Annotated in this window: 26 protein-coding genes; 18 read left to right on the plus strand and 8 right to left on the minus strand. The window is 69.7% G+C overall.

Annotation, left to right across the window (positions count from 1 at the left end; all coding sequences use genetic code 11):
* Positions 1-147: 147 nt before the first annotated feature.
* On the minus strand, positions 148-1,068 hold the full coding sequence (locus ACFYW9_RS25245) for a nucleopolyhedrovirus P10 family protein (protein WP_389154506.1): 921 nt from the start codon (positions 1,066-1,068) through the stop codon (positions 148-150).
* An 87-nt stretch (positions 1,069-1,155) separates the two neighbouring features.
* Between ACFYW9_RS25245 and ACFYW9_RS25250 the strand changes: the two genes are divergently transcribed.
* The 5 genes from ACFYW9_RS25250 to amaP all read left to right on the plus strand — a co-directional run bounded on the left by ACFYW9_RS25250 (position 1,156) and on the right by amaP (position 3,612).
* Complete coding sequence (locus ACFYW9_RS25250) at positions 1,156-1,641, plus strand: Asp23/Gls24 family envelope stress response protein (RefSeq protein ID WP_389154509.1); 486 nt, start codon at positions 1,156-1,158, stop codon at positions 1,639-1,641.
* Positions 1,642-1,727: 86 nt separating this feature from the next.
* Positions 1,728-1,910 carry a hypothetical protein gene (locus ACFYW9_RS25255; protein ID WP_389154512.1) on the plus strand — a complete coding sequence of 61 codons (183 nt, stop codon included), beginning with the start codon at positions 1,728-1,730 and terminating at the stop codon, positions 1,908-1,910.
* Between the two features lie 3 nt (positions 1,911-1,913).
* Entirely contained in the window at positions 1,914-2,336 is a 423-nt protein-coding gene (locus ACFYW9_RS25260) for an Asp23/Gls24 family envelope stress response protein (RefSeq protein ID WP_389154515.1), read from the plus strand.
* Positions 2,333-3,028 (plus strand): DUF6286 domain-containing protein, encoded by a 696-nt coding sequence (locus ACFYW9_RS25265; protein ID WP_389154518.1) that lies wholly within the window; start codon positions 2,333-2,335, stop codon positions 3,026-3,028. Before ACFYW9_RS25260 ends, ACFYW9_RS25265 begins: the two co-directional genes overlap by 4 nt.
* Positions 3,029-3,033: 5 nt before the next feature.
* Positions 3,034-3,612, plus strand: coding sequence for an alkaline shock response membrane anchor protein AmaP (amaP, locus tag ACFYW9_RS25270; RefSeq protein ID WP_389154521.1), 579 nt, complete (start codon positions 3,034-3,036; stop codon positions 3,610-3,612).
* A 256-nt stretch (positions 3,613-3,868) separates the two neighbouring features.
* Here amaP and ACFYW9_RS25275 read toward each other — a convergent pair whose 3' ends face one another.
* The 3 genes from ACFYW9_RS25275 to ACFYW9_RS25285 form a co-directional block, all read right to left on the minus strand.
* Positions 3,869-4,624: an SDR family oxidoreductase gene (locus ACFYW9_RS25275; RefSeq protein WP_389154524.1), complete on the minus strand. Its 756-nt coding sequence runs from the start codon at positions 4,622-4,624 to the stop codon at positions 3,869-3,871.
* 183 nt (positions 4,625-4,807) lie between these two features.
* Positions 4,808-5,599 (minus strand): SURF1 family protein, encoded by a 792-nt coding sequence (locus tag ACFYW9_RS25280; protein WP_351872589.1) that lies wholly within the window; start codon positions 5,597-5,599, stop codon positions 4,808-4,810.
* 89 nt (positions 5,600-5,688) lie between these two features.
* On the minus strand, positions 5,689-5,880 hold the full coding sequence (locus ACFYW9_RS25285; RefSeq protein ID WP_389154528.1) for a hypothetical protein: 192 nt from the start codon (positions 5,878-5,880) through the stop codon (positions 5,689-5,691).
* A gap of 1,086 nt (positions 5,881-6,966) precedes the next feature.
* Here ACFYW9_RS25285 and ACFYW9_RS25290 point away from each other — a divergent pair.
* Positions 6,967-7,749, plus strand: coding sequence for a hypothetical protein (locus ACFYW9_RS25290; RefSeq protein WP_389154531.1), 783 nt, complete (start codon positions 6,967-6,969; stop codon positions 7,747-7,749).
* A 112-nt stretch (positions 7,750-7,861) separates the two neighbouring features.
* On the opposite strand, the gene ACFYW9_RS25295 is transcribed toward ACFYW9_RS25290, so the two are convergent.
* Positions 7,862-8,071 carry a hypothetical protein gene (locus ACFYW9_RS25295; protein WP_389154660.1) on the minus strand — a complete coding sequence of 70 codons (210 nt, stop codon included), beginning with the start codon at positions 8,069-8,071 and terminating at the stop codon, positions 7,862-7,864.
* A 1,190-nt stretch (positions 8,072-9,261) separates the two neighbouring features.
* Between ACFYW9_RS25295 and ACFYW9_RS25300 the strand changes: the two genes are divergently transcribed.
* The 5 genes from ACFYW9_RS25300 to ACFYW9_RS25320 all read left to right on the plus strand — a co-directional run bounded on the left by ACFYW9_RS25300 (position 9,262) and on the right by ACFYW9_RS25320 (position 14,016).
* Complete coding sequence (locus tag ACFYW9_RS25300; protein ID WP_389154534.1) at positions 9,262-9,696, plus strand: hypothetical protein; 435 nt, start codon at positions 9,262-9,264, stop codon at positions 9,694-9,696.
* A 5-nt stretch (positions 9,697-9,701) separates the two neighbouring features.
* Entirely contained in the window at positions 9,702-11,105 is a 1,404-nt protein-coding gene (locus ACFYW9_RS25305) for a phage/plasmid primase, P4 family (protein WP_389154538.1), read from the plus strand.
* A 702-nt stretch (positions 11,106-11,807) separates the two neighbouring features.
* The gene (locus ACFYW9_RS25310) at positions 11,808-12,590 is read left to right on the plus strand and encodes a hypothetical protein (RefSeq protein ID WP_389154541.1); all 783 of its coding nucleotides are present in this window, start codon (positions 11,808-11,810) and stop codon (positions 12,588-12,590) included.
* A gap of 328 nt (positions 12,591-12,918) precedes the next feature.
* A complete protein-coding gene (locus ACFYW9_RS25315; protein WP_389154544.1) occupies positions 12,919-13,263 on the plus strand; it encodes a hypothetical protein in 345 nt (114 codons plus the stop codon).
* A gap of 495 nt (positions 13,264-13,758) precedes the next feature.
* Positions 13,759-14,016, plus strand: a complete 258-nt coding sequence (locus tag ACFYW9_RS25320; RefSeq protein ID WP_389154547.1) for a hypothetical protein — start codon at positions 13,759-13,761, stop codon at positions 14,014-14,016.
* A gap of 60 nt (positions 14,017-14,076) precedes the next feature.
* Here ACFYW9_RS25320 and ACFYW9_RS25325 read toward each other — a convergent pair whose 3' ends face one another.
* Together ACFYW9_RS25325 and ACFYW9_RS25330 are read right to left on the minus strand one after the other, a co-directional pair.
* A complete protein-coding gene (locus tag ACFYW9_RS25325) occupies positions 14,077-15,555 on the minus strand; it encodes a recombinase family protein (RefSeq protein ID WP_389154554.1) in 1,479 nt (492 codons plus the stop codon).
* Positions 15,556-15,792: 237 nt separating this feature from the next.
* Complete coding sequence (locus ACFYW9_RS25330; protein ID WP_389154557.1) at positions 15,793-16,791, minus strand: DEDDh family exonuclease; 999 nt, start codon at positions 16,789-16,791, stop codon at positions 15,793-15,795.
* 458 nt (positions 16,792-17,249) lie between these two features.
* Between ACFYW9_RS25330 and ACFYW9_RS25335 the strand changes: the two genes are divergently transcribed.
* The 7 genes from ACFYW9_RS25335 (at position 17,250) to ACFYW9_RS25365 (ending at position 24,258) form a co-directional block, all read left to right on the plus strand.
* Positions 17,250-18,047: an acetoacetate decarboxylase family protein gene (locus ACFYW9_RS25335; RefSeq protein ID WP_389154560.1), complete on the plus strand. Its 798-nt coding sequence runs from the start codon at positions 17,250-17,252 to the stop codon at positions 18,045-18,047.
* Positions 18,047-18,931 (plus strand): SDR family NAD(P)-dependent oxidoreductase, encoded by an 885-nt coding sequence (locus ACFYW9_RS25340; RefSeq protein ID WP_389154563.1) that lies wholly within the window; start codon positions 18,047-18,049, stop codon positions 18,929-18,931. The genes ACFYW9_RS25335 and ACFYW9_RS25340 overlap by 1 nt, the downstream gene beginning before the upstream one ends.
* Before the next feature lie 9 nt (positions 18,932-18,940).
* Positions 18,941-20,224 carry an amidohydrolase family protein gene (locus ACFYW9_RS25345; RefSeq protein WP_389154566.1) on the plus strand — a complete coding sequence of 428 codons (1,284 nt, stop codon included), beginning with the start codon at positions 18,941-18,943 and terminating at the stop codon, positions 20,222-20,224.
* Positions 20,225-20,247: 23 nt separating this feature from the next.
* Positions 20,248-21,507 carry an amidohydrolase family protein gene (locus ACFYW9_RS25350; RefSeq protein ID WP_389154656.1) on the plus strand — a complete coding sequence of 420 codons (1,260 nt, stop codon included), beginning with the start codon at positions 20,248-20,250 and terminating at the stop codon, positions 21,505-21,507.
* A gap of 107 nt (positions 21,508-21,614) precedes the next feature.
* The gene (locus tag ACFYW9_RS25355; protein ID WP_389154569.1) at positions 21,615-22,505 is read left to right on the plus strand and encodes a sterol desaturase family protein; all 891 of its coding nucleotides are present in this window, start codon (positions 21,615-21,617) and stop codon (positions 22,503-22,505) included.
* The gene (locus ACFYW9_RS25360; protein WP_389154572.1) at positions 22,502-23,173 is read left to right on the plus strand and encodes a lysoplasmalogenase; all 672 of its coding nucleotides are present in this window, start codon (positions 22,502-22,504) and stop codon (positions 23,171-23,173) included. The genes ACFYW9_RS25355 and ACFYW9_RS25360 overlap by 4 nt, the downstream gene beginning before the upstream one ends.
* A 41-nt stretch (positions 23,174-23,214) precedes the next feature.
* Positions 23,215-24,258: a zinc-dependent alcohol dehydrogenase family protein gene (locus ACFYW9_RS25365; RefSeq protein WP_329298906.1), complete on the plus strand. Its 1,044-nt coding sequence runs from the start codon at positions 23,215-23,217 to the stop codon at positions 24,256-24,258.
* Positions 24,259-24,309: 51 nt separating this feature from the next.
* Here ACFYW9_RS25365 and ACFYW9_RS25370 read toward each other — a convergent pair whose 3' ends face one another.
* Positions 24,310-25,731, minus strand: a complete 1,422-nt coding sequence (locus tag ACFYW9_RS25370) for a CoA transferase (protein ID WP_389154576.1) — start codon at positions 25,729-25,731, stop codon at positions 24,310-24,312.
* Positions 25,732-25,791: the final 60 nt, after the last annotated feature.

Below are 25,791 nucleotides of genomic sequence, written 5' to 3' on the forward strand. Positions count from 1 at the left end.
CGAGAAGGGGTGTCCCGGCCTAGGGCCGTCGCCCTGTGGCGGTCACGCCTTCTGGGAAGGGGCGCCCCGGCCTACGGTGGTCGCCCCGTGGCGGTCACGCTTTCCGGGAAGCGGTGCCCCGGCTCACGGTGGTCGGCCCCGTGGGGGTCATGTTTTCCGGGAGGGGGTGGCCCGGCTCACGGCGGTCACCAGGACCGCTACGGACGGGGTGTCCTGGGCGGCCTGAGCGATCGCGGCTCTGACCGCGCGTGCCACGTCCACCGCCCGCTCGTCCCCGGAGACCCCCAGCTCGACGCGGACATGGCGGCGCGGCAGGGCCGCTTCGGCGGCGGGCGCGCTCCCCACGTGGACCGGTCGGCCCAGGACGTCCGTCAGACGGGTGACGCCCGGGACGGCCAGGGCGGCCGCCGCGATCCGCACCTCCTCGGGGTCCTTCGGCACGGACGCCGTCCGCACGTCGTCGGCCGCCCCGGCACCAGTACCGGCACCGACCCCGTCCCGCGACCCGGCGGCCGGCGCACCGCCGGGGTGCTCCCGCAGGCCGTCGGCCGGTGCCGCGGCCCGCTCCTGCACGCCGTCGGCCGGGACCGCCACGGCCGCGCCTCGGTCACCGCCCGCCGGGTGTTCCGTGGGCGCCTCGTCCGCCTCGTCCGCCTCGTCCACGAGGCCCGTCACCCGCAGGTCCACCTCCGTGACGTCGAGCCCCAGGAGCCGTGTCGCGGCGGACACCACGGTCAGGCGCAGCCGGGCCGCGACGGCCGGAAGGGGCTCGGCGCCCGGGGACGTGGGATCCACCGAGGCGCGGAACTCCGCGGTGACGCGCAGCGGACCGGGCGGCAGCGCACCGGGCGGGGGAGGCACGGCCGGTGTTCCGGCCCGGTCCGGGTCGGCGAGAGCGATCCGCAACGCCCCGAGCCGTACCCCCTCGACGGCCGCGGCCTCCCGCCGCAGCACGGACCCGGCCGCCTCCTCCGTGATCCACGCGCCGTCGAGCGCGAGACCCAGCGGCAGGAACCTGCCGAGCCTGAGCTGATGCCGTACCACTTGCGTCCACCGGTCCGCCGTCATTGCTCCAGCGTGCCCCATCCACGGCGCGCGACCGCGCGACCCGACCTAATGTGAGCAGAGGAGGACGACCGAAAGGGACGTACGGCGATGACCGACATGACCGAGCGGAACCGGACGGACAGCCCCGACACCGAGAAGGAGGGCCAGCAGACCCGTAAGCCCACCAGGCGCGGCGGCGGGGATCCCGCCTCGCGGGGACGGACCACGATCGCCGACGGGGTCGTGGAGAAGATCGCCGGGCTCGCCGCCCGTGACGTAGTCGGTGTCCACACGATGGGCAGCGGGTTGAGCCGGACCTTCGGAGCGGTACGCGACCGGGTGCCGGGCGGTTCCACCAAATCGGTGACGCGGGGCGTGAAGGCCGAGGTCGGCGAGGTGCAGACGGCGCTCGACCTGGAGATCGTCGTCGACTACGGCGTGTCGATCACCGAAGTGGCCCGAGCCGTGCGCGAGAACGTCATCGCCGCCGTCGAGCGCATGACAGGGCTCGACGTGGTGGAAGTCAACATCGCGGTGAGTGATGTGAAGCTTCCCGAGGAAGAGGACGAGGAGCCGGAGTCACGGCTCCAGTGACCCCAGGGCGGGTTACCAGAACTCCGGGACACCCGGCACCGCACCATGAGTGATCACCGCGGCCACCGACTGCTGAGGAGCGCACCATGAGCTTGGCCGTGATCGGCATGATCGCCGGAATGGCGCTGGCCTTCGCCGGATATTTCGGAGGCTTCGGCGCCTTCCTCCTGGTGGCCGCCCTGGGGGCCGTCGGGTTCGTCGTCGGACGGCTCCTGGAGGGGGACCTGGACATCGGCGACTTCTTCCGCGCCCGTGACCGGCGGCGGTGACGCGTGCCAGGTCAGGCCGACCGGCCCGGTGAGACCAGGCCGGGCCTCACGACCGTCCCGCCACCCGAGCGGGGCGCCACCCGGATCGCCGACCGGGTCGTCGCGAAGATCGCGTCGCGGGCGGCGCGCGAGGCGCTGCCCCCGCCGCCCGCCGACGCCGTGCCCCCGCACGCGACGGTCGTCGTGCGGCGCCAGGCGTCGGGTTCCGGGGGGACGGACGGCACCCCGACGCACAGCGCCCGGGTCAGGCTCAGCCTCGAACTCGGCTACCCCGCCGACATCGGTGCCCAGTGCGGCGAGGTGCGTCGTCATGTCGCCGAGCGGGTAGAGGCGTTGGCGGGGATGGAAGTGCCCGAGGTGTCCGTCCACGTGGAGCGACTGCACCTGACACCCGGGCCCGGCGCGGCACAGGGGAGGACGCAATGAGCGAGCCCCAGGGCTCCGAGAACACCCGGAAGATGCCCGTACTGGAGAAGCCGGAGCACCCGGAGAAGGGGGACGGCGCGGGCGCACTCGGGCAGTCCGCCTCCGCCGCGGCCTACGAACCGCTGTCCACCGTCGACGACGAGGACGGCCGGCAGGGCCGGTTCTGGTCCGCGCGCCGTGTCCCCGCGGGCATTCTCGCGCTCGTGCTCCTCGTCGCGGCGGGCGCCTTCCTGTACGACGTCGTGGCCGTGCGCGCCGGACGGTCCGCGCTGCGCTGGCGGACCTGGCTGGCCGAACAGCTCGCCGAACGGCCGCTCGACGACACCGCTGTCCTCGTCGGCGCGGGAATCGCCGCCGCGTTGGGACTCTGGCTGATCGTCCTCGCGGCCACACCGGGACTGCGGGACGTGCTGCCGATGCGGCGCACCCACGCCGACGTCCGCGCCGGGCTGCACCGGGGCGCCGCCGCGACGGCGCTCCGCGACCGGGCCATGGAGGTCGCCGGTGTGCAGTCGGTGCGCGTGCGGGTGAAGCGCCGGAAGGTCGACGTCCGCGCGCTGTCGCACTTCCGGGAGCTCGACGACGTGCGCGCCGACCTCGACATCACCCTCGCCGACGGCATCAAGGGTCTGGGACTGTCCCGTTCGCCCGCCCTGGCGGTGCATGTCGCGCGTCCCGGACGGAAGGGGTGAGATCCGTGCTGCGGATCGTCAACCGTGTACTGATCGGCTTCGTCGGGCTCGTGCTGATCGTCCTCGGCGGCTCCGTGCTCGCCGTCGGACTCGGCGTACGGCCGCCGTCGTGGTGGATCCACGACGGGCGGCACGACGTGCTGCTCAGTACCGCCGAACGGACCAGGTGGCGGGAGCAGGGCTGGTGGTGGCCCGTCGTCATCGCCGCGCTCGCGGTGCTCCTGCTGCTCGCCCTGTGGTGGCTGGTCGCCGTCGTGCGGCGCCGGCGGCTGGCCGACGTGCTCGTCGACACCGGCGACGGCGCGGGCGCGCTGCTGCGCGGACGGGCTCTGGAGGGTGTCCTGGCCGCCGAATCGGCCCGGCTGGGCGGCGTCGACCGTGCCGACGTCCACCTGACCGGCCGGCGCAGCCTGCCCGAGGCGCGTGTGCGGCTCCTGCTGGAACCGCATGTGGACCCGGGGCACGCGCTGCGGCTGCTGACCGTGGAGGCGCTCGCGCACGCACGGGACTCGGCCGGTCTCGCCGCCCTTCCGGCGGAGGTTCGGCTGCGCGGGGTCAAGCACCGTGCCGAGCGCGTGACCTGACCGGGCACCGGCCCCGCCCGCTCGGCGAGGGCCCGGGCGGCCATCCGTCGGGGCAGAACCCCGACGGGCGGGACAGGCTGCCCGGCGTGCGGCCGGGCCGTCCGGGTGACCGGCGGACGAGCAGACCTGTCGACCGGCGGACGACCGGACGGTCGACCGGCGGACGACCGGACGGTCGACCGGCGACGGGCTGCCGCACGGACCGGCCGACGGGACCACCGGTCGCCGGTAGTCGGTCGCCGGTCGCCGTGCCGGCCTAGAACCCGCCCCGCATCCCGCCGTCCACCGGAAGCATGATGCCCGTGAGGTACGACGCGGCGGGGGAGAGCAGGAACGCGGCCGTACGGCCGAACTCCTCCGGGGCGCCGTAGCGGCGCAACGGGATGCGGGACTCGTTGGCCGCGCGGGTGGCCTCGGGGTCGGCGGACAGACCGTCGAGCTGGCGGACGCGGTCCGTGTCGATGCGGGACGGCAGCAGCCCGACGACGCGGATGCCGCGCGGGCCCAGCTCGTTCGCGAGGGACTTGGCGAAACCGGCCAGGCCCGGACGCAGACCGTTGGAGATGGTGAGCCCGGGGATGGGCTCGTGCACCGAGCCGGAGAGCACGAAGCCGATGACCCCGCCCTCGCCGAGTTCCTCGGCCGCCGCGCGGGCCAGCCGTACCGCACCGAGGAAGACCGACTCGAACGCCACCATCCACTGTTCGTCGGTGTTGTCCGCGGCGAACCCGGGCGGCGGTCCGCCGACGCTGATCAGGATGCCGTCGAAGCCGCCGAAGTGCTCACGGGCGCCGGCGATCAGCCGGGCCGGGGTCTCGGCGGCCCCGTTGTCGGCCGCGACGCCCGCCGCGTTCGGGCCGAGCGCGGCGGCGGCGTCGGCCGCGCTCTTCTCGTCGCGTCCGGTGACGACCACCCTGGCGCCGTCGGCCACGAGTTCACGCGCGGCGGCGTTGCCCAGGCCCCGGGTGGCTCCCGTGACGACGTACACACGATCCTTCAGTCCAAGATCCATGGCCTCATCCTTCCCTATCCCGGTGCTCCGGTCCCTGGTGCTTCCCCCGTCCCGTCGACGCCCAACAGGCCGAGGGCGGAGACCACCGGACCGAGGTGGCTGAATGCCTGCGGGAAGTTGCCGAGAGCCGGAACGAGCAGACGACGAAGGTGCCCTCGTCGCCCGGGGGCTACCGTCGCCGCGCTACACGCCCGCCGGTTCCGCCTCCGGAGCGGTCCGCGCGGCGGCGGCCTCCGCCCGGTCGCGGCGCTCACGGCGGACGAGGACCACCCAGCCGAAGGGGACGCCCGCGGAGAAGAGCCACCACTGGATCGCGTACGCCATGTGCGGGCCGATGTCGCTGTGCTCGGGGTCCGGGATCAGCTCGGGGGAGCCGCCCTCGGGCGCCGGCGCGGTCTGCTCGACGTAGCCGCCGAGGACCTGCTTGCCGAGCCGCCGCGCTTCCTGCCCGCTGCTGATCAGCATGACCTGACGGTCGGGCAGGCCCCGCACGTTCTTGATGCCGCTGTCGGCGGTCGTCTGGTCGGCCATCAGCCGGCCGGTGACGGTGATCTCGCCCGGGGCGGGGGCCGGGATCTTCGGGAAGGCGGTCTGCGCGCCGTCCGCCGGGACCCAGCCCCGGTTGACCATGAGGACGCGGCCGTCGGCCAGGACGAACGGGGTCAGGACGTGGTAGCCGACCGCGCCGTCGGCGTTGGTGCGGCGGCGGACGACCTCTTCGTGCGCGGTGTCGAAGTGCCCCTTCGCGGTCACCCGGCGGTACAGGTCGTCGTCCCGGATCTGCCGGCCCGGCTCGGTGACGGTCTCCACGGGCACCGGCTTCGCGGCGAGCGAGTCGGAGATCACCGTGTTCAGCGCGACCTTGTGCTCGTGCCGGTGGAGCTGCCAGAAGCCCAGCTTGATCATCGTCGGGATGAGCACGAGGGCCACGAGAGTGAGGATCACCCACTGGCGGGTCAACAGGAAGCGGTACACCCCATTGACGGTACTCGGCATGATTCGGCCCCCGACGGGAGGGTCCCGCCGAGGGCCGTGCGCTGCCCCGCCCGGGGACGGGCCTGTGCTCAGACCTTGTCGACGATCCCCGCCTTCCCCTCCGCGCGGGCACAGTGCGCGCCGCAGTACCAGTGGCCCTCGACCTCCACCCCCTGGCCGATCACCTGCACGCGACAGTGTTCGCAGATCGGGGCCATCCGGTGGATGGCGCAGGAGAAGCAGTCGAATACGTGCACTCTCCTCTTCGAAGAAATTGACACCTTCTGAAGAGGCGGTGACCTGCACAAATGACACGTAGTGAGTGGCTCGAACACTGGCTGTCACAAGCCCCGACGCTGTCTGACGACGTTCTAGAGGGCATCTACGACGCCCTCACCACCGCAGGCGACGACGACAACGACTGAGCACGACCCTACCCAACACGCAAGAGACCCCGGCCAGATGCGCAGTGCGCCAACACTGTGCGAGCCGAGGTCCCAACTAGAGGGGTTATCTCTAGGTGCACGTCAAGCGTACCCGGCACACCCGTGCCTACGTCCAGGTCCCCAACGGGGCCGCACAGAACCACAGTCTGTCCCTTGAGGCTCGGGGACTGCTTACCTATCTGCTGTCGCTTCCGGACGCGAACCGGTCCACGGTCGAGCGCATCACGGCGTTGGTTCCCAACGGCCGCAGGTCTGTCTCGAACGCCATGACCGAGCTGGAGACAGCGGGATACCTCAAGCGTGCTCGCGTCCAGGACCCTGAGACCGGCCGTTGGGTCACCCTCACCTCTGTCAGCGACTCCCCGACTGACCACATGCCGACGGTCGGTGTCCCGACTGATCGGGTTGTCGGCGATCATCCCAAGGGAAAAGACGTTGGTAGCAATGACCTCCCTACCTCGCCTGCGGAGCCGATAGGCCGCGCCGGATCTGAGGGGGAGGGGGATGAGTCCACTCTCCAGAAGACGAACCCGCTCACAGAGCGAGCAGTGACGCTCTTGGAGAGGCTCATCATTCACAACCGCCGGCTCATGCTCACGTCGCGAGAAGCGCGACGACTGGCCCCTCTGGCCGCTGAGTGGCTGGCAGAGGGCATCCAGGAGAAGCAACTCACTCAGGTGCTGACTGCCGCTCTCCCAGCGCGCGGGGTGGCTTCCGCTGCGGCCCTGGTGACATACCGCCTCCGCAATCACCGGCCGGAGCCTGCGGCGTCCCCTGAGTCCTTCCGGGCGCCCACCAGGGCCGTTGAGAGGGCCAAGTGCCCTGAGTGTGAAGTGATCTTCCCTCTCGGCCACCCCGGCGGTATCTGCCGTTCCTGCCGCTAGCCGGCTGACCCCTCGCAACCCCTTTGAAGGGACACCCATGTCTAGAGCTGTGCCCTGGTATATCTCCGCCGTCCTGTACGTCGCTATCCCGCTGGCTGTCGTCGCAGCGCTGTACCTCTCGATCCCCGGTGAGATGGCGTTGGCGAGAACTGCGGGGTGGACCGAGCGCTATGCACCCGCCATGCCGGTGTGTCTCAGCGTGTATGCCCTCGCTGCTGGTGCGATCTCCTGGTACCGCCGGCAGATGCATCTCCCTGGTGAGAGAACAGCTCTCATCGGCGGAGCTTTCGCCCTGGTTCTGGCCATGTCTGCTCAATCGATCTCCCACCTGATCGAGCAGGACTACATGGGGACGTCAGCGAAACTGGTGGTGGCTGTCTCCTGCGTTCCGCCGCTGGTGATCGCTCACCTGGTGCACATGGCAGAGAGTCCCTCTCAGGGCAAGAGCGTCTCTGATGAGCTGGAGGAGTCCCGCGGATTCGCTGACTACCTGACAACGGCCCTGGTCGCCTCTGAGGCAGGCAACCTGCTCTCTCACTCCACTCGGGTGGCGGTCGAACTGTCCCGGCTCACGGATGGTGCAGCGGCTGCGGCCTCTGACGCTGAGAGGGCTGTCACCGAACTGGAGAGGGACCTGAACGCAGCCGAGAAGGCCGAAGAGGGCGCCCCTCGCAGGAAGGCTCTCACCGCGAACAGGCGCATGATCGAGAAGGCGCGAGAGGATCTCTCCCGGACCCGGGAGAGGGTGACCGTCTCGATGATCTGTGAGTCTCTCGGGATCTCCTCAGCCACGTACTACCGCCACGTAGGCGCTGCCTGACCAGGGAACGACGTAAGGCCCCTGCACCGTCTTGGGAAGTGCAGGGACCTTACAGGGGCGAGTGTGCCAGATGTTTTGATCTTGAACGAGGGGTAGGCGTCGGCGGCCTCGATCATCGAGACCATGTCGCATGGCCAGCAAGGGACTGCGCATCGAGCGCCGTGACGTCGTCATGACCAACTGGCGCGGCGTCGAGTTCCCCGGCTTCTGGTCGGTGAGCGCGGTCAACATCGTCACCATCAAGTACTTCCGCTGTCTCCTTCATGCGCGGATGGGGCTGTGCGGCGAGCGCATTCACACCCTCCCGGATCGTCTGGTTCAACGGTCATCACCGGGATGGACAACGTGGCATGCAGCCTGGGCCGTGGCCTCGAGCCCGACCTGCCCGCTGTGCTCGGGCGGCTTCGTTCATCACCGTCTGCTTCATGCGCGGGCGTCAACCACTGGCACACGGAACTGCGGCGGACATCTCCATCTGCTTCGCGGCGAGTACATGCACCGGCCCGGATCTTCGAGCACACGCGTTCTGCAGGCACCCCGCTGTCTCCTTCATGCGCGTCGATCCTCGACTGGTACAAGGAAGCCGGGCAACACGTCCTGCAACCGACTGGCGCGGCCCGTGACCTGCGCTAGATCTTCAGCTTCACGGGCCGCTGGTCACGTCAGCCCCTCTCGATGGTCTCCCTGCTGCACAGCGGTGGCCTTTCCGAAAGGTTGCGCCAAACGCGCGTTCGATTCCGCATACCGGCTGGCCATACTCGGACCCCCGTAGACACCCGCCCGTGTGGCGTGCTTGAGGTTCGCGTCCGTGTACCGGGCCTTCGACTCGCTCGATGACTTCGAGGGACGGCGCACCGGGCAGGTTGCCGGCCACCTACGTACAGCGTCAGAGCGGCCAGGTCGCTTCGACGTTCGTCTATGGAGTGGCCTCCATCACGTTCACGCTGTGTAGCAAAAGCGCCGTTGAGCTGCGGAAACCTTCAAAGGCTCTCGACTCCATAGAGATTCCTTGCCGGGGCAGCGCCGGGGCCGGACACCGGGCAGGTGACCGACGAACTTCAGGCTGCATACGAGGGCAGCGAGCGGCGCTGAGACCGGTGACCCGATACATCACCGAGTAGGCGACAAGCGTTCTCAGCGGGCCACCGGGAGCCCCCTGGCTACAGGTACAGCCGCTGATGCGCGGCACACGGATTTCCCCTGGCGGGGGGTAAGGGCAGGGCCCAGGTCATCGCGACCTGGGCCATTCCTTTGCCCTTTTACCTGCCGCAATCACCGATAGGAAGTGAGCCCCCATGGATGAGATCCCACAGCGGGTAAGGGCCGTTGGTGCCCGACGTAAGCGCCTGCGCGAAGAACTAGGCGCCGTTGACCGTGAGTTGCGCAGCATGATGCCCACGGCAAAAGCGCGCATGACTCAGGAGGAAATCCGAGGCGCAACCGGCCTGAGTATCCAGACCATCCGGTCGTACACGGCACGGTAGGACCACTCCCCGCCAGGAGGAAGACTGCATGGACCTAGACACACACCAGCCGCGCGTAGCGGCATACCTGGTTGAAGACTTCTATCCCAACGGTCGTAAGGCCGGCGAATCCCGCGTGATCACCTGCCCGTACTGCCTCATGGAACACAGTCACGGCGCACCGCTGGGAAGCCGGGCAGCGCACTGCACGGACTACGTGAGCCCACGGCGCCGGAAGGTCGATCCGCGGGACGCCAAGGACACCCCCGGCTACGTGCTGTGCGATCCGGCCGAAGGAATCGACTGGGACCGCGAGCGCGTCTACGGACAGCTATACGTCCTGCGGAACAAGCACCGACGACTACGGGCCGAGTGGGAGCGCATGAGCCCCTGGACGGCGCGCGAGAAGAAGGTAAAGCAGACCCTGAGAGACGAGATTGACGGCATCGCAACGGTGCTCCGAAAGGCCGGTGTGCCCCTGTGACGGACGTGAGCGAGCTACTGGCCGCTATCCAAGCGCTACAGGGTGAGTCCAGCGCCGAAAACCTCGGCACCATGTCAGACGACGATCTGGCCGTTCACGCGCTGGACAACCGCTTCGGCGGGAACCTCGCTTACAGCCGTTCGCTGGGATGGGCCACGTTCGGCGAACATCACTGGGCATACGACAGCGAGGGCGACAGCGTCATAGCGAGCGTACAAACCATGCTCCGCGAGCTACGCAAGGCAGAGAAAGATCAGCGCCGTTCGCAGTACCTCGGTTCAAAGCAGCGCCGGGACAACGTCGTTGCCATGCTCCAGGGTCTGCCAGAGGTGCGCTACGGCGGACCGTGGGATTCCCAGGAACACCTACTCGCGGCGCCCAACGGGGTCATCGACCTGCGGACGGGCGAGCTGTTCGAGGGCGAGCCGGCCCAGCGGATCACACGCGCCGTGACCGTGCCCTACGACCCTGAAGCGGCATGCCCACGCTGGGAACAGTTCCTCGCCGAAGTGTTCGCCGACGACCCGACCATGCCTACCTATCTGCAAAGCCTGCTCGGCTACGGCATCACCGGCTCGAACGCTGAGCAGTGTTTCGCTGTGCTGTGGGGTTCCGGATCTAACGGCAAAAGCGTTTTCCTTAACTCGATGCACAAGATCATGGGGCAACACGCTGCAACGGTCCCGTTCGACACCTTCACGGTTTCCGGTAAGGCGCGCGGTGGACCTGAGGCAGAAATGTTGGTCGGCGCCCGGCTAGCACTGGCCAGCGAGACGAACAGATCGGCCGTACTCGACAGCGCCGCAATTAAGAACGCGACCGGCGGCGAGGAAATCACGGTCAACCCCAAGTACCGGAAGCCCTACGCGTTCAAGCCTCAGGCGCTCATCCTGCTGGCCACCAACTACAAACCCAGCGTCCGCGAGCAAGATCACGGGACATGGCGCAGGGTGAAACTCATCCCGTTCACGCAGAAATTCGAGGGCTCCCGTAAGGATCTCGCCCTGGACGACAAACTCAGCGCCGAACTGCCCGGCATCCTCGCCTGGTTGGTCCGGGGCGCAGTCACCTGGTACGCGGACGGTCTCACCGATCCGGCCAGTGTCAGCGCCGCTGTGGAGGCGTACAGAGACGAGTCAGACACTCTCGCCGGGTTCTTCCCCGGAGTGCTCGCCGAGGACCCCCAGGGGCGCATCACGGGCGCTGAGCTGTGGTCCGCCTACCAGACGTGGGCGACGGCTGAGGGCATGGACGCGTTCCGCACCCAACGATCCCTGACGGCTGCTCTCAAGGAGCGTTGCAGGGGCATGCAGCCGTTCAACACCAACGGCGCGCGTGGCTTCCACGGGATCCGCCTGAGTGCTTCCCGTAACGACTCAGCCACCCCAGAGCTGTTCAGGGGCGCGTGAGTCACAGCGGATGAGGGGGAAGTGCACTTCCGCACTGCCATGCGCACTGGAAACGCACTGCCTCTGACCTGGGAAAACAACACAAGCAACACATAGTGCGGATAGATCAGTAACTTCTGAATTCCCACCCAGGTGGCATAGGGAAGTTCAGATGCAACCGCACTTTGCGTTGCGATGTGTTGCGCCCATCCTCGCAACCAGCACATCACTCGATAAGGACCACGCCATGACACCTGCCGACATGCCGCAGAGGCACCCGCAGATTCCCAATAGTGCCCGAACCCGGGTCAGTCTGGAGGGAGTTGTAACTGCACTCGCTAAGTCCATTGAGGCCGATACCGACGGTCTCGACATGGAGGCAGTCATTCACCTGACGCACCTGGTTCGGAGCGTTGCCTCACTGACGCAGGCGCAGGCAGATCTCGCCAGCGCAATAAACGTGCGTCATGCCCAGCGTCAGGGGTCCAATGCTGTTCGCTCTGTCTAACGAGGGGTCAATTGCTGCGGATGCGGCGACTGATCGCGCCGGTTACACCTGCGTGGAGTGCAGCGGCCCTGTCTCGCTGAGGGTCAGCGGTAACAAGCGCAGCCACTTCATGCACCGGCCTGGTGCCGAATGCCGCCTTCGCCGTGACGCTGGTGATCGCGCGCACTACCGGGCCATGTCCGAAATGCTCAAAACCATCGTGAAGGAGATACACCATGACTGAGAACACCACGCAGTTCACCGGTACCGGTACCGAGGCTGACCCGCTCACGTTCACTGTCCGTACGCCTGCGCCCGATGCGGCGAAGGTTGCCGTTGCCTCGCTCGCGGACGATGCCCGCCGCTATGAGGCCGCTTACCATTCGGCCGCTGGCCTTTCCGCGGATGTCCCGCAGGATGTTCGCCGGCTCATCAGTGAAGCGGCGAGCGCTATCACGTCCTCCATCGGCGTTTCTGCCAATGCTCGCGCCAAGGCGGAGGGAATCCGGGCCGACCGGTCCATCTACCCTGAGGGTCGCTCGGAGATGGCCAGCGCAGCTATCCGCGAGGCTTCCGAGAAGGTGGCTGAGGCTTTCTCCAGTGCAGATCTGCGGCTGACCGTGGCCGAGGCTGACCTGTACGACGCTGCCCGCCCGCGCATCTCGCCGGATGCTGCCATGCCCGCTCGCGCTGATCTGGCCCTACTCACGCAGCGCTTTCTCGACAACCCTCGCGGGCTCGCGAACACGCTCAAGAGCATTGCGCAGCGCGGTGACGCCGTAGGGGCCCTGGTCGCCGACTCCTCGTACCTGCGTGACTGGCTCGATGGTAACGGCGTCGAGAGCGAGCTGCGGGACGCGATCATGACCAGCGTTCGCGCGGAGGTGGTCAAGGCTGCGGCCGAGAGTGGAGACCCCAAGCGAAGCGCCGCCGGGCGTACGTCCATGGCCCTGGTGGAGCTGCGTAGGGCCCGTGTGGCTGCGGCGAGCTATACCCGGCACACGCTGAACGGCAAGTAGGGGCAAGTCGGTTGGGGGTCCTGAGCGCTACCTCAGGGCCCCCGTGGCGAGTGCGCTGAGCAGTGGCTAAGCCGCTGGCCTGGTCACGCCCATCGACGTGCACAGCAGCCATGACAGGCATGCGCATGCGCCGGCCGAAGGCAGTAACACCAAGTGAACAGTCCTTGATGTCCGAATCGGGTAGGTGGGGGTGGGGATGGGACCTTTACCCCCCTGGGGGGTCTGATCGCGGGGGAGGGCGCTGTCTGGTGCGCTCGGGCGAAAATTCGCGCCGTGTTCAAAAACCCGTTTTCCGTAACACAACGCAATCGAATGGAGGTCACTCACCGTGGCCGATTCCGAGAACCTGCGCCGTGGCCGCTCGCGCCCCGGTCAACAGCGTACCGTCCTCCCCTCTGAGTGCAGTCTGCCCGTGCCCCAACCGCCTGCCCGCGCGGAATCCTGGACCGATGATCAGCTACGCCGCTGGCTCGAATTGTGGCGCGGGCCGAGTGCCAATCTGTGGGATGACGGCTCGCGCGGAATGGTCGCCCTGCTGGTCGAGCTTGAGTCGCTGGGGACAAATGTGAACGCCGCTCAGCTCACCGAGGTTCGCCGGATTTCCGAGACGCTGCTACTGACTCCCGGCTCGCTGAGTGCCGCCGGCTACGCCCTGGAAAGTTGGCCAGCGTGAGCCAGGAGCGACGTCGAGCAATGGCCCAGCGTGTTGCGCAGGAAGATGCACCGGAGCCTGCACAGGAGCGCAGGGACTTTGGGAGCGAGCTTGCCGACGACATGGCACACACGGCCCTGCTGGACATGACCACGGGCACTGATGATGCAGCGCTGAACCGTATTCGCGCTGAGCACGCAGCCTGCCGTACACCCGACTGCCCCCACCTGACTGCGTTCGCCAACGTCGAGCAACGCATACAGGCCATGGGGCGGCGCTGGTCCATGCAGCCAGCGGAACGGCACAGGCGCTGACCACTGGGGGGAGGAAGCCTTGACGAAGGAAGAGTGGTTGGAGAAGTGGGTAAGCGAGGCTCCGCCTCTGACCGAGGATGAGACAGACGAGATCTTGGAATTGATGGAGCTGAAGTGACCCGCTACGCCGACCAGGTACAGCCCCGGTCGGGAAAGTGCTGTCAGCTTGCGAGACGCTGGCCCGCGCCCGACGATGCGGCGTATGGCCCGTTGTGAAGTATGTGGAAACGACTACGCTCTCGCGTTCACCGTGCTGACCAAGGACGGTGCACGCCACGTATTCGACTCGTTCGCCTGCGCGATTCATCGCATGGCCCCGATCTGTGAACACTGTCGAGTGCAGATCATTGGGCAGGGTGTAGAAGTGGATGGACATTGGTACTGCGGGGCGCACTGCTCTCGTGCCGAGGGGAAGGCTGGAATCATCGACAGGGTGGGCAGCGCCCCTAGCTCCGCTTGAGAAATGCTAGAAACAAGAAGGCCCCTCCTGATCGGGAGGGGCCTTCTCTGCGTGTGCGCCTCACCTAACGGGCTCAACGCGTCCAGCGTCGAAGCGTCCACCTCGGCTCTTGGCAGGGTGGATGACAACGGCCGGAGTCACCATCCGGATGATGATCCGCTGTCGCTCGATTGACAGGCCCTTCCAACCGTTGGACAGCAGCTCTTCCGTGATGGCTCGCTCGCCCGCCGGCACAGTGTGGAAGGCGCGGTCTGCAAGGAGTTCGTTCCTTCGTGCGTTCAGATCGTCAAGCGTCTTGACGTACGAGGCCGCACGCACCTCTTTGGCGTCCCACAGGGCTTGCAGCTCTGCTAGCTGCTCGTTCAGGTCCGCTAGCTGTGCTTCGCCCTGCCAGGGCTCGGAAGCCTCGGGCACGCTCTTTGCCTTGCTGGACTTGAGTACGCGGGCGTGTACGTAGTCCCGGATCAGCTCTTCCAGCTTGGGGCCGTCGATGGAGAGCGCGCCGCAGTGTTCGGGTCGCTGCTTGTTGCAGTTGTAGTTGTATCCCGCTGTCCTCTGGCCTTTTACCCATTTGGGGTGCCCCTTGAGGCCTGCGCCGCACCGGCCGCACCTTGCGATGGCAGTCAGCAGGTAGGTGACGTTCGACTCACCAGCGACGGAGCGGGCATCCCTGCCCTTGATGCCTTGCAGTCGATGCCAAGTGTCAAGGGTCGGGAACAGAGGCTGCCAGTCACCCATAACGATCTCGTTGTCATCGTCGTATATGAGCTCTTCGTTGTAGGTGCGGATTCCCCAGTTGCGGGGAGCAAGGATCATGGCCTTAGTTCCGCCCCAAGTGAAGTGCTTGCCCGTGGCGGGATTGACCACTTGCATGTCTTCCGCAAGCCATTTCATGACTGTGGCGACACGGTCCCCAGAGATGTACTTCTCTACGGCTTTCCTGCGGATCGGCGCCGTCTCAGGGTTGATCACGCTCGTGTCGTCGTCCAGCCAACCGAACACGGGCCCTGTGGCGTGCGTCTTGCCATTCTTGGCCTTGGCCATGTTCGCGCGTATGACTCGGCGCTTCGTGTCCTCGGAAGACTTGTTGGCGATGTTCACGAACAGGCGGGCGGAGAAGCGGCCGTCCGAGGTGGTGAGGTCGAAGTTCTGCCCAGACAGCGTCTTGAAGACGAGCGGCTCTTTTGACTGCTGGTAGATGTCGATGACTCGTTCGAGGTCGCGCGGTTGTCGATACACGCGGTCGATGTCGTAGGCGAGGATGCCGGAGATCCGGCCTGCCTTCAGATCCTTGATCATCTTCTCAAAGTCGGGGCGCACTACGTTGCGCTTGAAGGCGCTGAGGTTGTTGTCCTCGTACCACTTGATCGGGGCACTCCCGGCAAGGGTGGAGATATCCTCACGTTGGCGGATGACCCCCTTCCGCTCCTCCTCGGCCGCTTCCTCGGGGCTGAGCACCCCGCTCTTCACTGCCCGGCGGATCTCGGCTAGGTCCACATCGGAGATGCGGCTGTAGCCACCTACTGGCTTGGCCTCCACGGGGGCTCCCTCCTGCTTGGTGTGCTGGCAGGGAGAGATCTCCCGATGGTGCGCACCCTAGGGCGAGTAGCCAACTGAGTCAAAGGGCGGTACAGCGCCCTGGGCGTGCACTTCGAAGGTCATTCCGTAGTCATTGCCGCATACTTCGCATCTCGCCATGCGCCACAGGGTGGGGTGCCGGGGCGGCGCGGGCGAGCGGGCGCGGGGCGAGTCGCCCGTCAATCACCCGTACGCCCGTCACCCTTCCGACGCGGGTTCGACGTCACGCAGGAGCTGCCCGAACGCGGCCTCGTCGACCACCGGCGTCCCGAACTGTCTCGCTTTGACCACTTTCGAGGTGCCGGAGTCCGGGTCGTTGGTCACCAGCAGGCTGGTGAGCCGGGACAGGCTCGTCGCGACATGCAGTCCGGCCTCGACGGCCCGGTCCTCCAGCAGCTCGCGATCGACGGACGTGTCCCCGGAGAACGCGATCCGCATGCCCTGCTTGAGCGGTTTGTCCGCCGTGTAGCGTCCGGGGTTCGGATGGGGGCACGCGGGGCGCTTGCGGGAGGGGCGCCAGCTCCCCGACGGGTAACCGCCGGACGCGTAGCCCCCGGACTGCCGTCCGGTCCGCGGAGTCGCGGCACTGTCGGACCACTCCTTGAGCGGCAGGCATTCGAGGAGCGGCAGCCGTACCCCGCCGTGCGCGGCGGCCCGCAGGCTCGGCCGGAACGCCTCGGCCAGCACGCGCGCGTCGTCCAGCGCGTGGTGCGCCCGCTGCTGGACGACACCGAAGTGCGCGGCCAGCGACTCCAGCTTGTGGTTGGGCAGCGGCAGGCCCAGTTCCTTGGAGAGCGCGATGGTGCACAGGCGCTGGCGCACCGGCGCCTCACGGTCCGCGCGCGCGTACTCCCGCGCGATCATCGACCAGTCGAAGACCGCGTTGTGCGCGACCAGCACACGGCCGTCGAGCCGGGCGGCGAACTCCTCGGCGACGTCCCTGAAGAGCGGCGCGCCTTCGAGCATCTCGCTCGTCAGGCCGTGGATCCACACCGGGCCCGGGTCCCGCTCCGGATTGACCATCGTGTACCAGTGGTCCTCGACCTCGCCGCGCGCGTCCAGCCGGTAGACGGCGGCGGAGATTATCCGGTCGTCGCGGGCCAGTCCTGTGGTTTCCACGTCGACGACCGCGTATCCCTGCGGATACGCGGCCGGCCAGGAGGCAGGGGACGCTGCGGTCGTGAGGTCTTCGAGCATGGTCAATGAGGATACGGGCCGTGACTGACAGTCCCGTCCCGTCTTCCCGGAACCGGCGCCCCCGCGGGCCCGGCGTTGACGCGCTCGGCCCGGCGCGGCCACCAGGTCCCCCGCCGTCAGGGCGGCCGGACCGCGGCCGTCGACCGGGCCGGGCGGCAGCCGGCACACGGATCCGCTCACCTCGGGTGGGGCGACACCCCCGTGCACCAGGGCGAGCGGCGCATGCCTCTCGGGGACGGCGAGCGCGGCGCGCGGCGGAGCCGTCGGGGCGCACCCCCGGTCCAGCGGCCCGGCGGTCCGCGGGGCCACCGAATGTTCCTGGGGCTCGTGAAGCCGGTCGGTCCGGTCGGGTCCGGTACCCGCGCGGCCGGTCCGCGCATGGCTATGGACCTTTCGTCCGTGCGGTGCAAGCGTGCTGCGCGCCCCAGCAGGTAGCGCCTACGAAGGGCGGTACGGACATGGCACGAGTGAGGTACGGCGCACGGACCGAGGCGGAGATCGCCGCCTCGCGCGCCGCGAGCTCCAAGCTCCCCGACATCTGGTCCACCGGTGTGGTGGCCGTCTGGGAGAGCGACCCGGACGCGGTCGCGGCGGTCCTGCCCCCGCCGCTGAAGCCCACCGCGAGGCCCCTGGTGCGGGTCGGCGTCAGCAAGGTCGATCTGCCCGGATATCCGCTGGGCGCGGGCTCGTTCGCCGTGGCGGCCGCGCACGACGACGTCGAGGGCTGGTATCCGCTCGTCATGCCGATGACCCACGAGCGGGCCCTGACCGGTGGCCGTGAGGTCTTCGGGGAGCCCAAGAAGCTCGGCGAGGTGACGGTGGAGCGCGACGGTCTCGTCGTGCGCGGCGTGCTCGCCCGGCACGGCATCGCCTTCGTCGAGGTGCGCGGCGCGGTCAGCGGGGCCCTGCCGCTGCCCGAGCCCTCCCAGAAGACCGACTTCTACTTCAAGTTCCTTCCCGCGGTGGACGGTTCGGGCTTCGACGCCGACCCGGTCCTCGTGCACTGCGTGCGCAACGAGAAGGTCCGCAGGCTGGAGCGCGTCACCGGGGACGTCGTCCTGCGCGAGTCGATGTACGACCCGGTCGCCGATCTGCCCGTACGCAGGCTGCTGGAGATCACCATCGGCGAGAAGACCACCGACCAGAGGGGCAGGGTCGCCGAACGCGTCAGCGCGCGGGCCCTGTTGCCGTACATCCACCAGCGCTACGACGATCCGCGGCAGATCCTCGACGGGCCGCCCGAGGGGAGCGTCTGATGGAACTGCGCGCGGGGCAGGTCGCCGTGGTCACCGGCGCGGCGAGCGGCATCGGGCTCGCCATGGCCCGGCGGTTCGCGGCGGACGGACTGAAGGTGGTCCTCGCCGACGTCGAGGAGGGCGCGCTGGAGAAGGCCGCCGGGGAGCTGCGCGAGGACGGCGCCGACGTCCGGGCGCGGGTGGTGGACGTCGCGGAGCGCTCCGAGGTCCTCGAGCTCGCCGAGGACGTGTACGCCACGTTCGGCGCGGTGCACGTGCTGTGCAACAACGCCGGTGTCGGCTCCGGCGCCGAGGGCCGGATGTGGGAGCACGACCCGAACGACTGGAAGTGGGCCTTCGCCGTCAACGTGTGGGGCGTCTTCCACGGCGTCCAGGCGTTCGTGCCCCGGATGCTCGCCGGGGGCGAGCCCGGCCACGTCGTCAACACCTCGTCCGGCGACGGCGGGATCGCCCCGCTGCCCACCGCCTCCGTGTACGCCGTCACCAAGGCGGCCGTGGTGACGATGACCGAGTCGCTGTACGCGCATCTGAGGGCGGAGCACGCGCGCGTGGGCGCCTCCGTGCTGTTCCCCGGGCCGCACATGCTCCGTACGGGTCTGTGGGAGTCGCACCGCAACCGGCCCGCGCGGTACGCGAAGGAGCGGCCCCGCAGGACCCCGTACCGCAGCCTCGCCCAGTGGGAGGCCGCGATGAACGAGGCGGGCCACGAGGTGCGGTTCACCCCTGTCGAGGAGGTCGCCGACCTCGTCGCGGAGGGGATCCGCGAGAGCCGCTTCTGGCTGCTGCCCGAGAGCGAGCACAGCGACCGGCAGATCCGGGCGCGGTCGCGGTCGATGCTCGACCGGGCGAATCCGTCGTACCTGGAAAGTTTCATCCTCGACTGAGGGGGCGCGGTGACCGAGCAGGACCCGTATCTGATCATCTCCTCCGACTGCCACGCCGGACTCCCCACCGAGGAGTACCGGCCCTATCTGGACTCCCGGTTCCACCGGGACTTCGACGAGTTCCTCGCGGGCCAGGGCCGGCGCCGTGAGGAGATGAACCGCCTCGGCATCCGCAACGAGGCGTTCGCCGACAAGTGGTTCCAGGACAACGAGGAAGGCCTGCGCGGCGGTTGGGACACCGCCCAGCGCCTGAAGGAACTGGACGGCGACGGGGTGGCGGCCGAGGTCGTCTTCCCCGACGCGGACGCCGTGGACAGCCGCACCGCGGCCCCCTTCGGCGTGGGCCTCGGCCTCTCCGGGGACCAGGACCCCGAACTCGGCATGGCGGGCGCGCAGGCGCACAACCGCTGGCTCGCCGACTTCGTCTCCGAACACCCCGAACGGCACTGCGGGGTCGCCCTGCTGCCGGTCACCGGGGAGACGGGCGAAGTCGTCGCCGAGGTGTACCGCGCCAAGGAGTCGGGCCTCGGCGCCCTGATGATCCCCTCCATGTGGGTCGACAAGGAGCCCTACCACGACCGCCGTTACGACCCCGTGTGGGCGGCGGCCGCCGAGTGCGCGATGCCCGTGCTCACCCACTCCGGCGCGGCGCCGCGCCACGAGTACGGCGACCACCTGGGGATCTACGTCTCCGAGGTGACCTGGTGGCCCGCCCGCCCCCTGTGGTTCCTGCTCTGGTCGGGAGCCTTCGAGCGGCACCCCGGGCTCCGGTTCGGCGTCGCCGAGTCGGGCTGCTGGTGGCTGCCCAACCTGCTGTGGTTCATGGACCGTCTCTACCTCGGCGCGCACGGCGGCAAGAAGCTGTCGCCCTTCGCGGAGCTGAAGCGGCCCCCGCACGAGTACCTGGACCGGCAGGTCTTCGTCTGCGCCACCAACACCAAGCGCCGCGAACTCGCCCAGCGCTACGAGATCGGCGTCGACAACATCCTGTGGGGCAGCGACTTCCCGCACCCCGAGGGCACCTGGCCCGACACCCGGGCGTGGCTGGCCAGGACCTTCCACGACATCCCCGTGGCGGAGACCCGCCGCATGCTCGGCCTCTCGGCGGCCGAGGTGTTCGGCTTCGACACCGCCGGACTGGCCCCGATCGCCCGGCGGATCGGCCCGACCCCGGCCGAACTGGGCCAGGACGAGGACCAGTCGGCGGTCGAGGCGTCCTGGGCGCGCTCGCGCGAGGTGGGCCGCCACTGGCTGACGGACCACGACTTCCCCGTACTGGGAGTGAGCCCGTGAGCGCCGGGGAGCGAGTGACCGCCGTGGACCGCGCGAGCGCCGGAGACCGCGCCGGTGCCGAGGAGCGCTACACGGTCATCTCCGCCGACTGCCACGCGGGCGCCGACCTCCTCGACTACAAGCCGTACCTGGAGCGCCGGTACCACGACGACTTCGACGCCTGGGCGGCCGACTACGTCAACCCGTACGAGGACCTGCTCGCCGACACCGCCGACCGGAACTGGAACTCCGGGCGGCGCCTCGCGGAGCTGGAGGAGGACGGCATCGTCGCGGAGGTGGTCTTCCCGAACACCATCCCGCCGTTCTTCCCGTCGGCCTCCCTCATGGCACCGGCCCCGACGGCGACGGAGTTCGAGCGGCGCTGGGCGGGGCTGCGGGCCCACAACCGCTGGCTCGCCGACTTCTGCGCGGCGGCGCCCGGCCGGCGCGCGGGCGTCTTCCAGATCCTCCTGAACGACGTCGACGCGGCGGTCGAGGAGATCCACCGCTCGGCGGGCGCGGGCCTGAGGGGCGGGCTGCTGCTGCCCGGTACACCCCCGGGTTCGGGTCTGCCGGAGCTGTACTCGGTGGCGTACGACCCGATCTGGGCCGCCTGCGCCGAGCTGGGTGTCCCGGTGAACCACCACGCGGGCTCCGCCTCGCCGCCGCTCGGGGACGAACCGGCGGCCCGCGCGGTCTTCATGGTGGAGACGACCTGGTTCTCGCACCGGGCGCTGTGGCACCTGGTGTTCGGCGGCGCGTTCCGCCGGCACCCCGGCCTGAGACTGGTGCTGACCGAGCAGGGATCGGGCTGGATCCCCGGAGTGCTCGACATGCTGGACTACTACCACGGGCGGCTGGTCGCGGCGGCGGGCAGGGCGTCGACGGCCGAGTCGAAGTTCGGCGCGGGGCTGGCCGCGACGATGGGCGAGCGCCCCTCCGAGGTCTGGCGCGAGAACTGCTTCGTCGGCGCCAGCTTCATGCGCCCCCACGAGGTGCCGCTGCGCGACCGCATCGGCCTCGACAAGATCATGTGGGGCAGCGACTACCCGCACGACGAAGGCACCCATCCCTACACCCGCGAGGGCCTGCGCATCGCCTACGCGGGCCTGCCGCGCACCGAGATCGCCGCCATGGTCGGCGGCAACGCGGCCCGCGTCTACGGCTTCGACCTGGCGTACCTCGACGAGATCGCCGCCAAGGCCGGTCCCACGGTGGCCGAGATCGCCGAACCGCTGGACACCCCGCCCGCCGACGCGACGAGCCCGGTGTTCGCGAGAGGAGGCTCGGTGCGCGTGTGGTGAACCCGTGGCTCTTGGCGGAGATGGCCGAGAAGTAAGCGCGTACCGCCGGTAATACTTGTTGGTAACAGCCTCTGTACGCGGCCGACCAGCGCATCTACGGTTCACCCATGCCGAACCTGCCCGATGTCGTGCTCTGGTCGATACCCGCCTTCGTCCTCCTCGCCGTGATCGAGATGATCAGCGTCCGGATCCATCCGGACGAGGACGCCGCGGGGTACGAGACGAAGGACGCCGCGACGAGCCTCGGCATGGGACTCGGCAGTCTCTTCTTCGACTTCCTGTGGAAGTTCCCGATCGTCGCCGTCTACAGCGCGGTCTACGCGCTGACGCCGCTGCGGGTGCCCGTCCTGTGGTGGACGATCCCGCTGATGCTGCTCGCGCAGGACTTCTTCTACTACTGGTCCCACCGCGGCCACCACGTGATCCGCCTCCTGTGGGCCTGCCACGTCGTGCACCACTCCAGCCGGAAGTTCAACCTCACCACCGCCCTGCGCCAGCCCTGGACGGGCTGGACGTCGTGGCCCTTCTACCTCCCGATGATCGCGCTCGGGGTGCACCCGGCCGCGCTCGCGTTCTGCTCGTCGGTGAGTCTGGTCTACCAGTTCTGGATCCACACCGAGCGCATCGACAAGATGCCCCGCTGGTTCGAGTTCGCCCTCAACACGCCCTCCCACCACCGCGTCCACCACGCCTCCCAGGGCGGCTACCTGGACCGCAACTTCGGCGGCATCCTCATCGTCTGGGACCGGCTCTTCGGATCGTTCGTCGCGGAGACCGAACGGCCCGTCTACGGGCTCACCAAGAACATCTCCACGTACAACCCGCTGCGCGTGGCCACCCACGAGTACACCGCCATCGCCCGCGACGTGCGGGCGGCGGCGAACTGGCGCGAGCGCGCCGGACGGCTCCTCGGCGGCCCCGGCTGGCAGCCCGCGCCGCCGGCCACCGCCCCGGCCCAGGCCCCCGTCCAGGCCCCGGCTGCGGAACCCGTCGCGTGAGCCCCCGTACCGCACGCGTCCTGCTCGTCTGCTTCGCGCTGGCGGCGGCCGTCGACCTCCTCTCGCTGCTCGCCGGATTCGACCCCGGGCACCGGATCGCCAAGCCGCTCCTGATGCCGCTGCTCGCCGCGTACGCCGGTGTGCGCGGCGCGCCCCGGCTGCTCCTCGCGGCCCTGCTCCTCGGCTGGTGCGGCGACCTGGCGCTCATGTCCGACGCCGACCCCGCCTTCCTGGCCGGCATGGCCTCCTTCGCGGCGGGGCACGTGTGCTACCTCGTGCTCTTCCGCCGGACGGCACGCGTGCGGGACCTGCGGCTCGTCGGCGCGTACGCCACCGTTCTCGTCGCCCTCGTCGTCCTGCTGTGGCCCGGTCTGCCGGCCGGCCTGCGCGTCCCCGTCGCCGGGTACAGCCTGCTGCTGACCGCGATGGCGTACGGGGCCACGCGCCTCGGGCCGCCCGCGGCGCTCGGCGGCGCCCTCTTCATGCTCTCGGACACCCTGATCGCCACCGGTGTCGCCGACTGGCCGCAGCTTCCGAAGGCGGCCTTCTGGATCATGCTCACGTACATCGCGGCCCAGTTCCTGCTGGTCCGAGGCGTGCTGGGCCCCCTCGCCGCGCGTCCCGCGCGCGTGGCGGCGTACGGTGAGATGCGCTCAACCACCCCCTGAGCGCATCTCACCCACGCTCCGCAACGAGAAGGATCCTCGCCATGCGCGCCACCACCATCCACGCCCCGTACGACATGCGTGTGGAGGAGGTGCCGGAGCCCATGGTGCAGCTGCCCACCGACGCGATCGTGCGGGTGCTGCGTTCCTGCATCTGCGGCAGCGACCTGTGGGCGTACCGCGGCGAGGCGGCCCGGCAGCCGGGCCAGCGGATCGGGCACGAGTTCCTCGGCGTCGTCGAGGAGACGGGCTCCGAGGTCACCGGCGTCCGGCGCGGCGACCTCGTCGTCGCCCCGTTCATGTGGTCCGACGGCGTGTGCGACTACTGCCGGGACGGACTCACCACCTCGTGCGTGCACGGCGGCTTCTGGGGTTCCGTCGGCTACGACGGCGGCCAGGGCGAGGCCGTGCGCGTCCCCTTCGCCGACGGCACCCTCGTACAGCTCCCCAAGGAAGCGGCCTCCGACGACCACCTGCTGACCGCGCTGCTGACGCTCTCCGACGTCCTCGGCACCGGTCACCACGCGGCCCTCGGCGCCGGTGTCCGCAAGGGCTCGACCGTCGCCGTCGTGGGTGACGGGGCCGTCGGACTGTGCGCCGTCCTCGCCGCCAAGCGGCTCGGCGCGGAGCGGATCATCGCGCTCGGCCGTCACCAGGTCCGTACCGACATCGCGCGCCGCTTCGGCGCCACGGACGTCGTCGCCGAGCGCGGCGAAGCGGCCGTCGCGGCCGTCCGCGAGCTGACCCGGGGCCAGGGCGCGATGTGCGTCGTCGAGGCGGTCGGCACCGAGCAGTCCATGAGCACGGCGGTGAACATCACCCGCGACGGCGGCGCCATCGGCTTCGTCGGAGTGCCCCACGGCAGCGGTACGGGCCTCGACCTGGGCGTCATGTTCGACCGGAACATCGCCCTGCGCGGCGGGGTCGCCCCGGTGCGCGCGTACATCCCCGAACTGCTGCCCGACGTCCTCGACGGCACCGTCGACCCCTCGCCGGTCTTCGACATGACCGTCGGCCTGGACCGCGTGCCCGAGGGCTACAAGGCGATGGACGAACGGACCGCCCTGAAGGTTCTCGTCACGGCCTGACCCGCACGGGAACGTGCGCCGGGCGGATGCTCCGCCCGGCGCCGCGGTCCCTCAGGTCCAGCGGGCCGGGTCCGTCCCCCAGCGGCCCGGGGGACGTGACCAGTCGGTGGGCCCGCCCGCGAAGGAGACCGGGGGCAGGGCGTGTCCGAGGAGGCCGACGGGGCCGGCCCGCTCCGACAGCCAGGCGTCGGGACGGTCGTACGGTTCCGCCACCGAGAGGTCCGCCGGCGCGCCGGGCCCCTCCTCCCGCCCGATCCCGTCCGTCAGCCACATCGCCGTGCGCGCCAGCGCCAGTCGTACGACGCACCCGTGGCCCCGCTCCGCCCGCTCGGTCAGCGCGCGCAGGACGGCCGCCGCCAGCAGATACCCGGTGCCGTGGTCGAGGGCCTGCGCAGGCAGCGCGCCCGGCCGCTCCGGCGACCCCTCGGTCACCGCGATCCCGGTGGCCACCTGCACCAGGCTGTCGAATCCCCGCCGGCCGCCCCAGGGCCCGTACGCCCCCCACGCCGACACCTGAGCCACCACCAGGCCCGGGTCGCGCTCGGCCAGCGCCTCGGGGGAGAGGCCGAAGCGGTCCAGCGCGCCGGGCCGGTACCCGGTGACGACCACGTCCGCCGACGCCAGCAGCTCATCGAGGGCGCGGCGGTCGGCCGCCAGGTCCAGCAGCGTCGAGCGCTTTCCGAAGCCCGTGTCCGCGTGCGCGTCCGGGTCCTCGGGCAGCCGCGGCGCGTCCACCCGCAGCACGTCGGCGCCCAGCAGGGCCAGCGTGCGGGTGGCGACCGGGCCCGCGATGACCCGGGTCAGATCCAGGACGCGCACCCCGGCGGCGGGCAGCAGCGGGCCGCCGCCGGACAGCGGGGCGAGGACACGCTGCCGTGCGGCCGTCCCGTCGTCCCGTCCGGCCGTCCCGCCTCGCTCGATCAGCGGCCGCCGGGCCAGGGCGAGGCCCTGATCGTGCGCCGCCCACTCCTTGGGCGTGCGCAGCGCGACGGCGAGCCCGCCGGCGTCGTACACGCTCTCCTCGATCTCCCGCGCGGACCGCTCGGCGAGCAGCGCGGCCACGTCCTCGGCGCTCGCGTCGTCCGGCGCGCCCAGCGCGTCCAGCAGCCTGGCCCGGTGATGCGGATAGTTCGCGTGCGTCCGCACCCAGCCGTCCGCCGTCCGCCAGAACCGGGACAGCGGGGCGAAGTTCACGGGAACGCGCCCGTCGATCCGCAGATGCCGCTCGCTGACGAAGGCCGTGGCGACGGCGCCGTCGTCCACGCTCACCCGCGGCACCCGCGCGAGCCCGGCCCGCCGGGCCCCCAGCTCGGCGGCCGCCAGCGCGCAGGCGCCCACGCAGGCGCGCGCCAACTCACGTACGGGCAGGGCGGCTTCCAGCGCCCCCGCCCGCACCACGGTCGAAACCCCGGGGAGCAGTGCCGGATCTCCGCCCAGCTCTTCCCACACAGCGGCCATCGGTGCATGCGTCATACCGGCACTATGCGGTGTGGACGCGATCAACACGGGAGGCGGCCCCGACGGCGTGGCCCC

The sequence above is a fragment of the Streptomyces sp. NPDC002698 genome (genome assembly GCF_042888945.1).
In the GTDB taxonomy this organism is placed as follows: Bacteria; Actinomycetota; Actinomycetes; order Streptomycetales; family Streptomycetaceae; genus Streptomyces.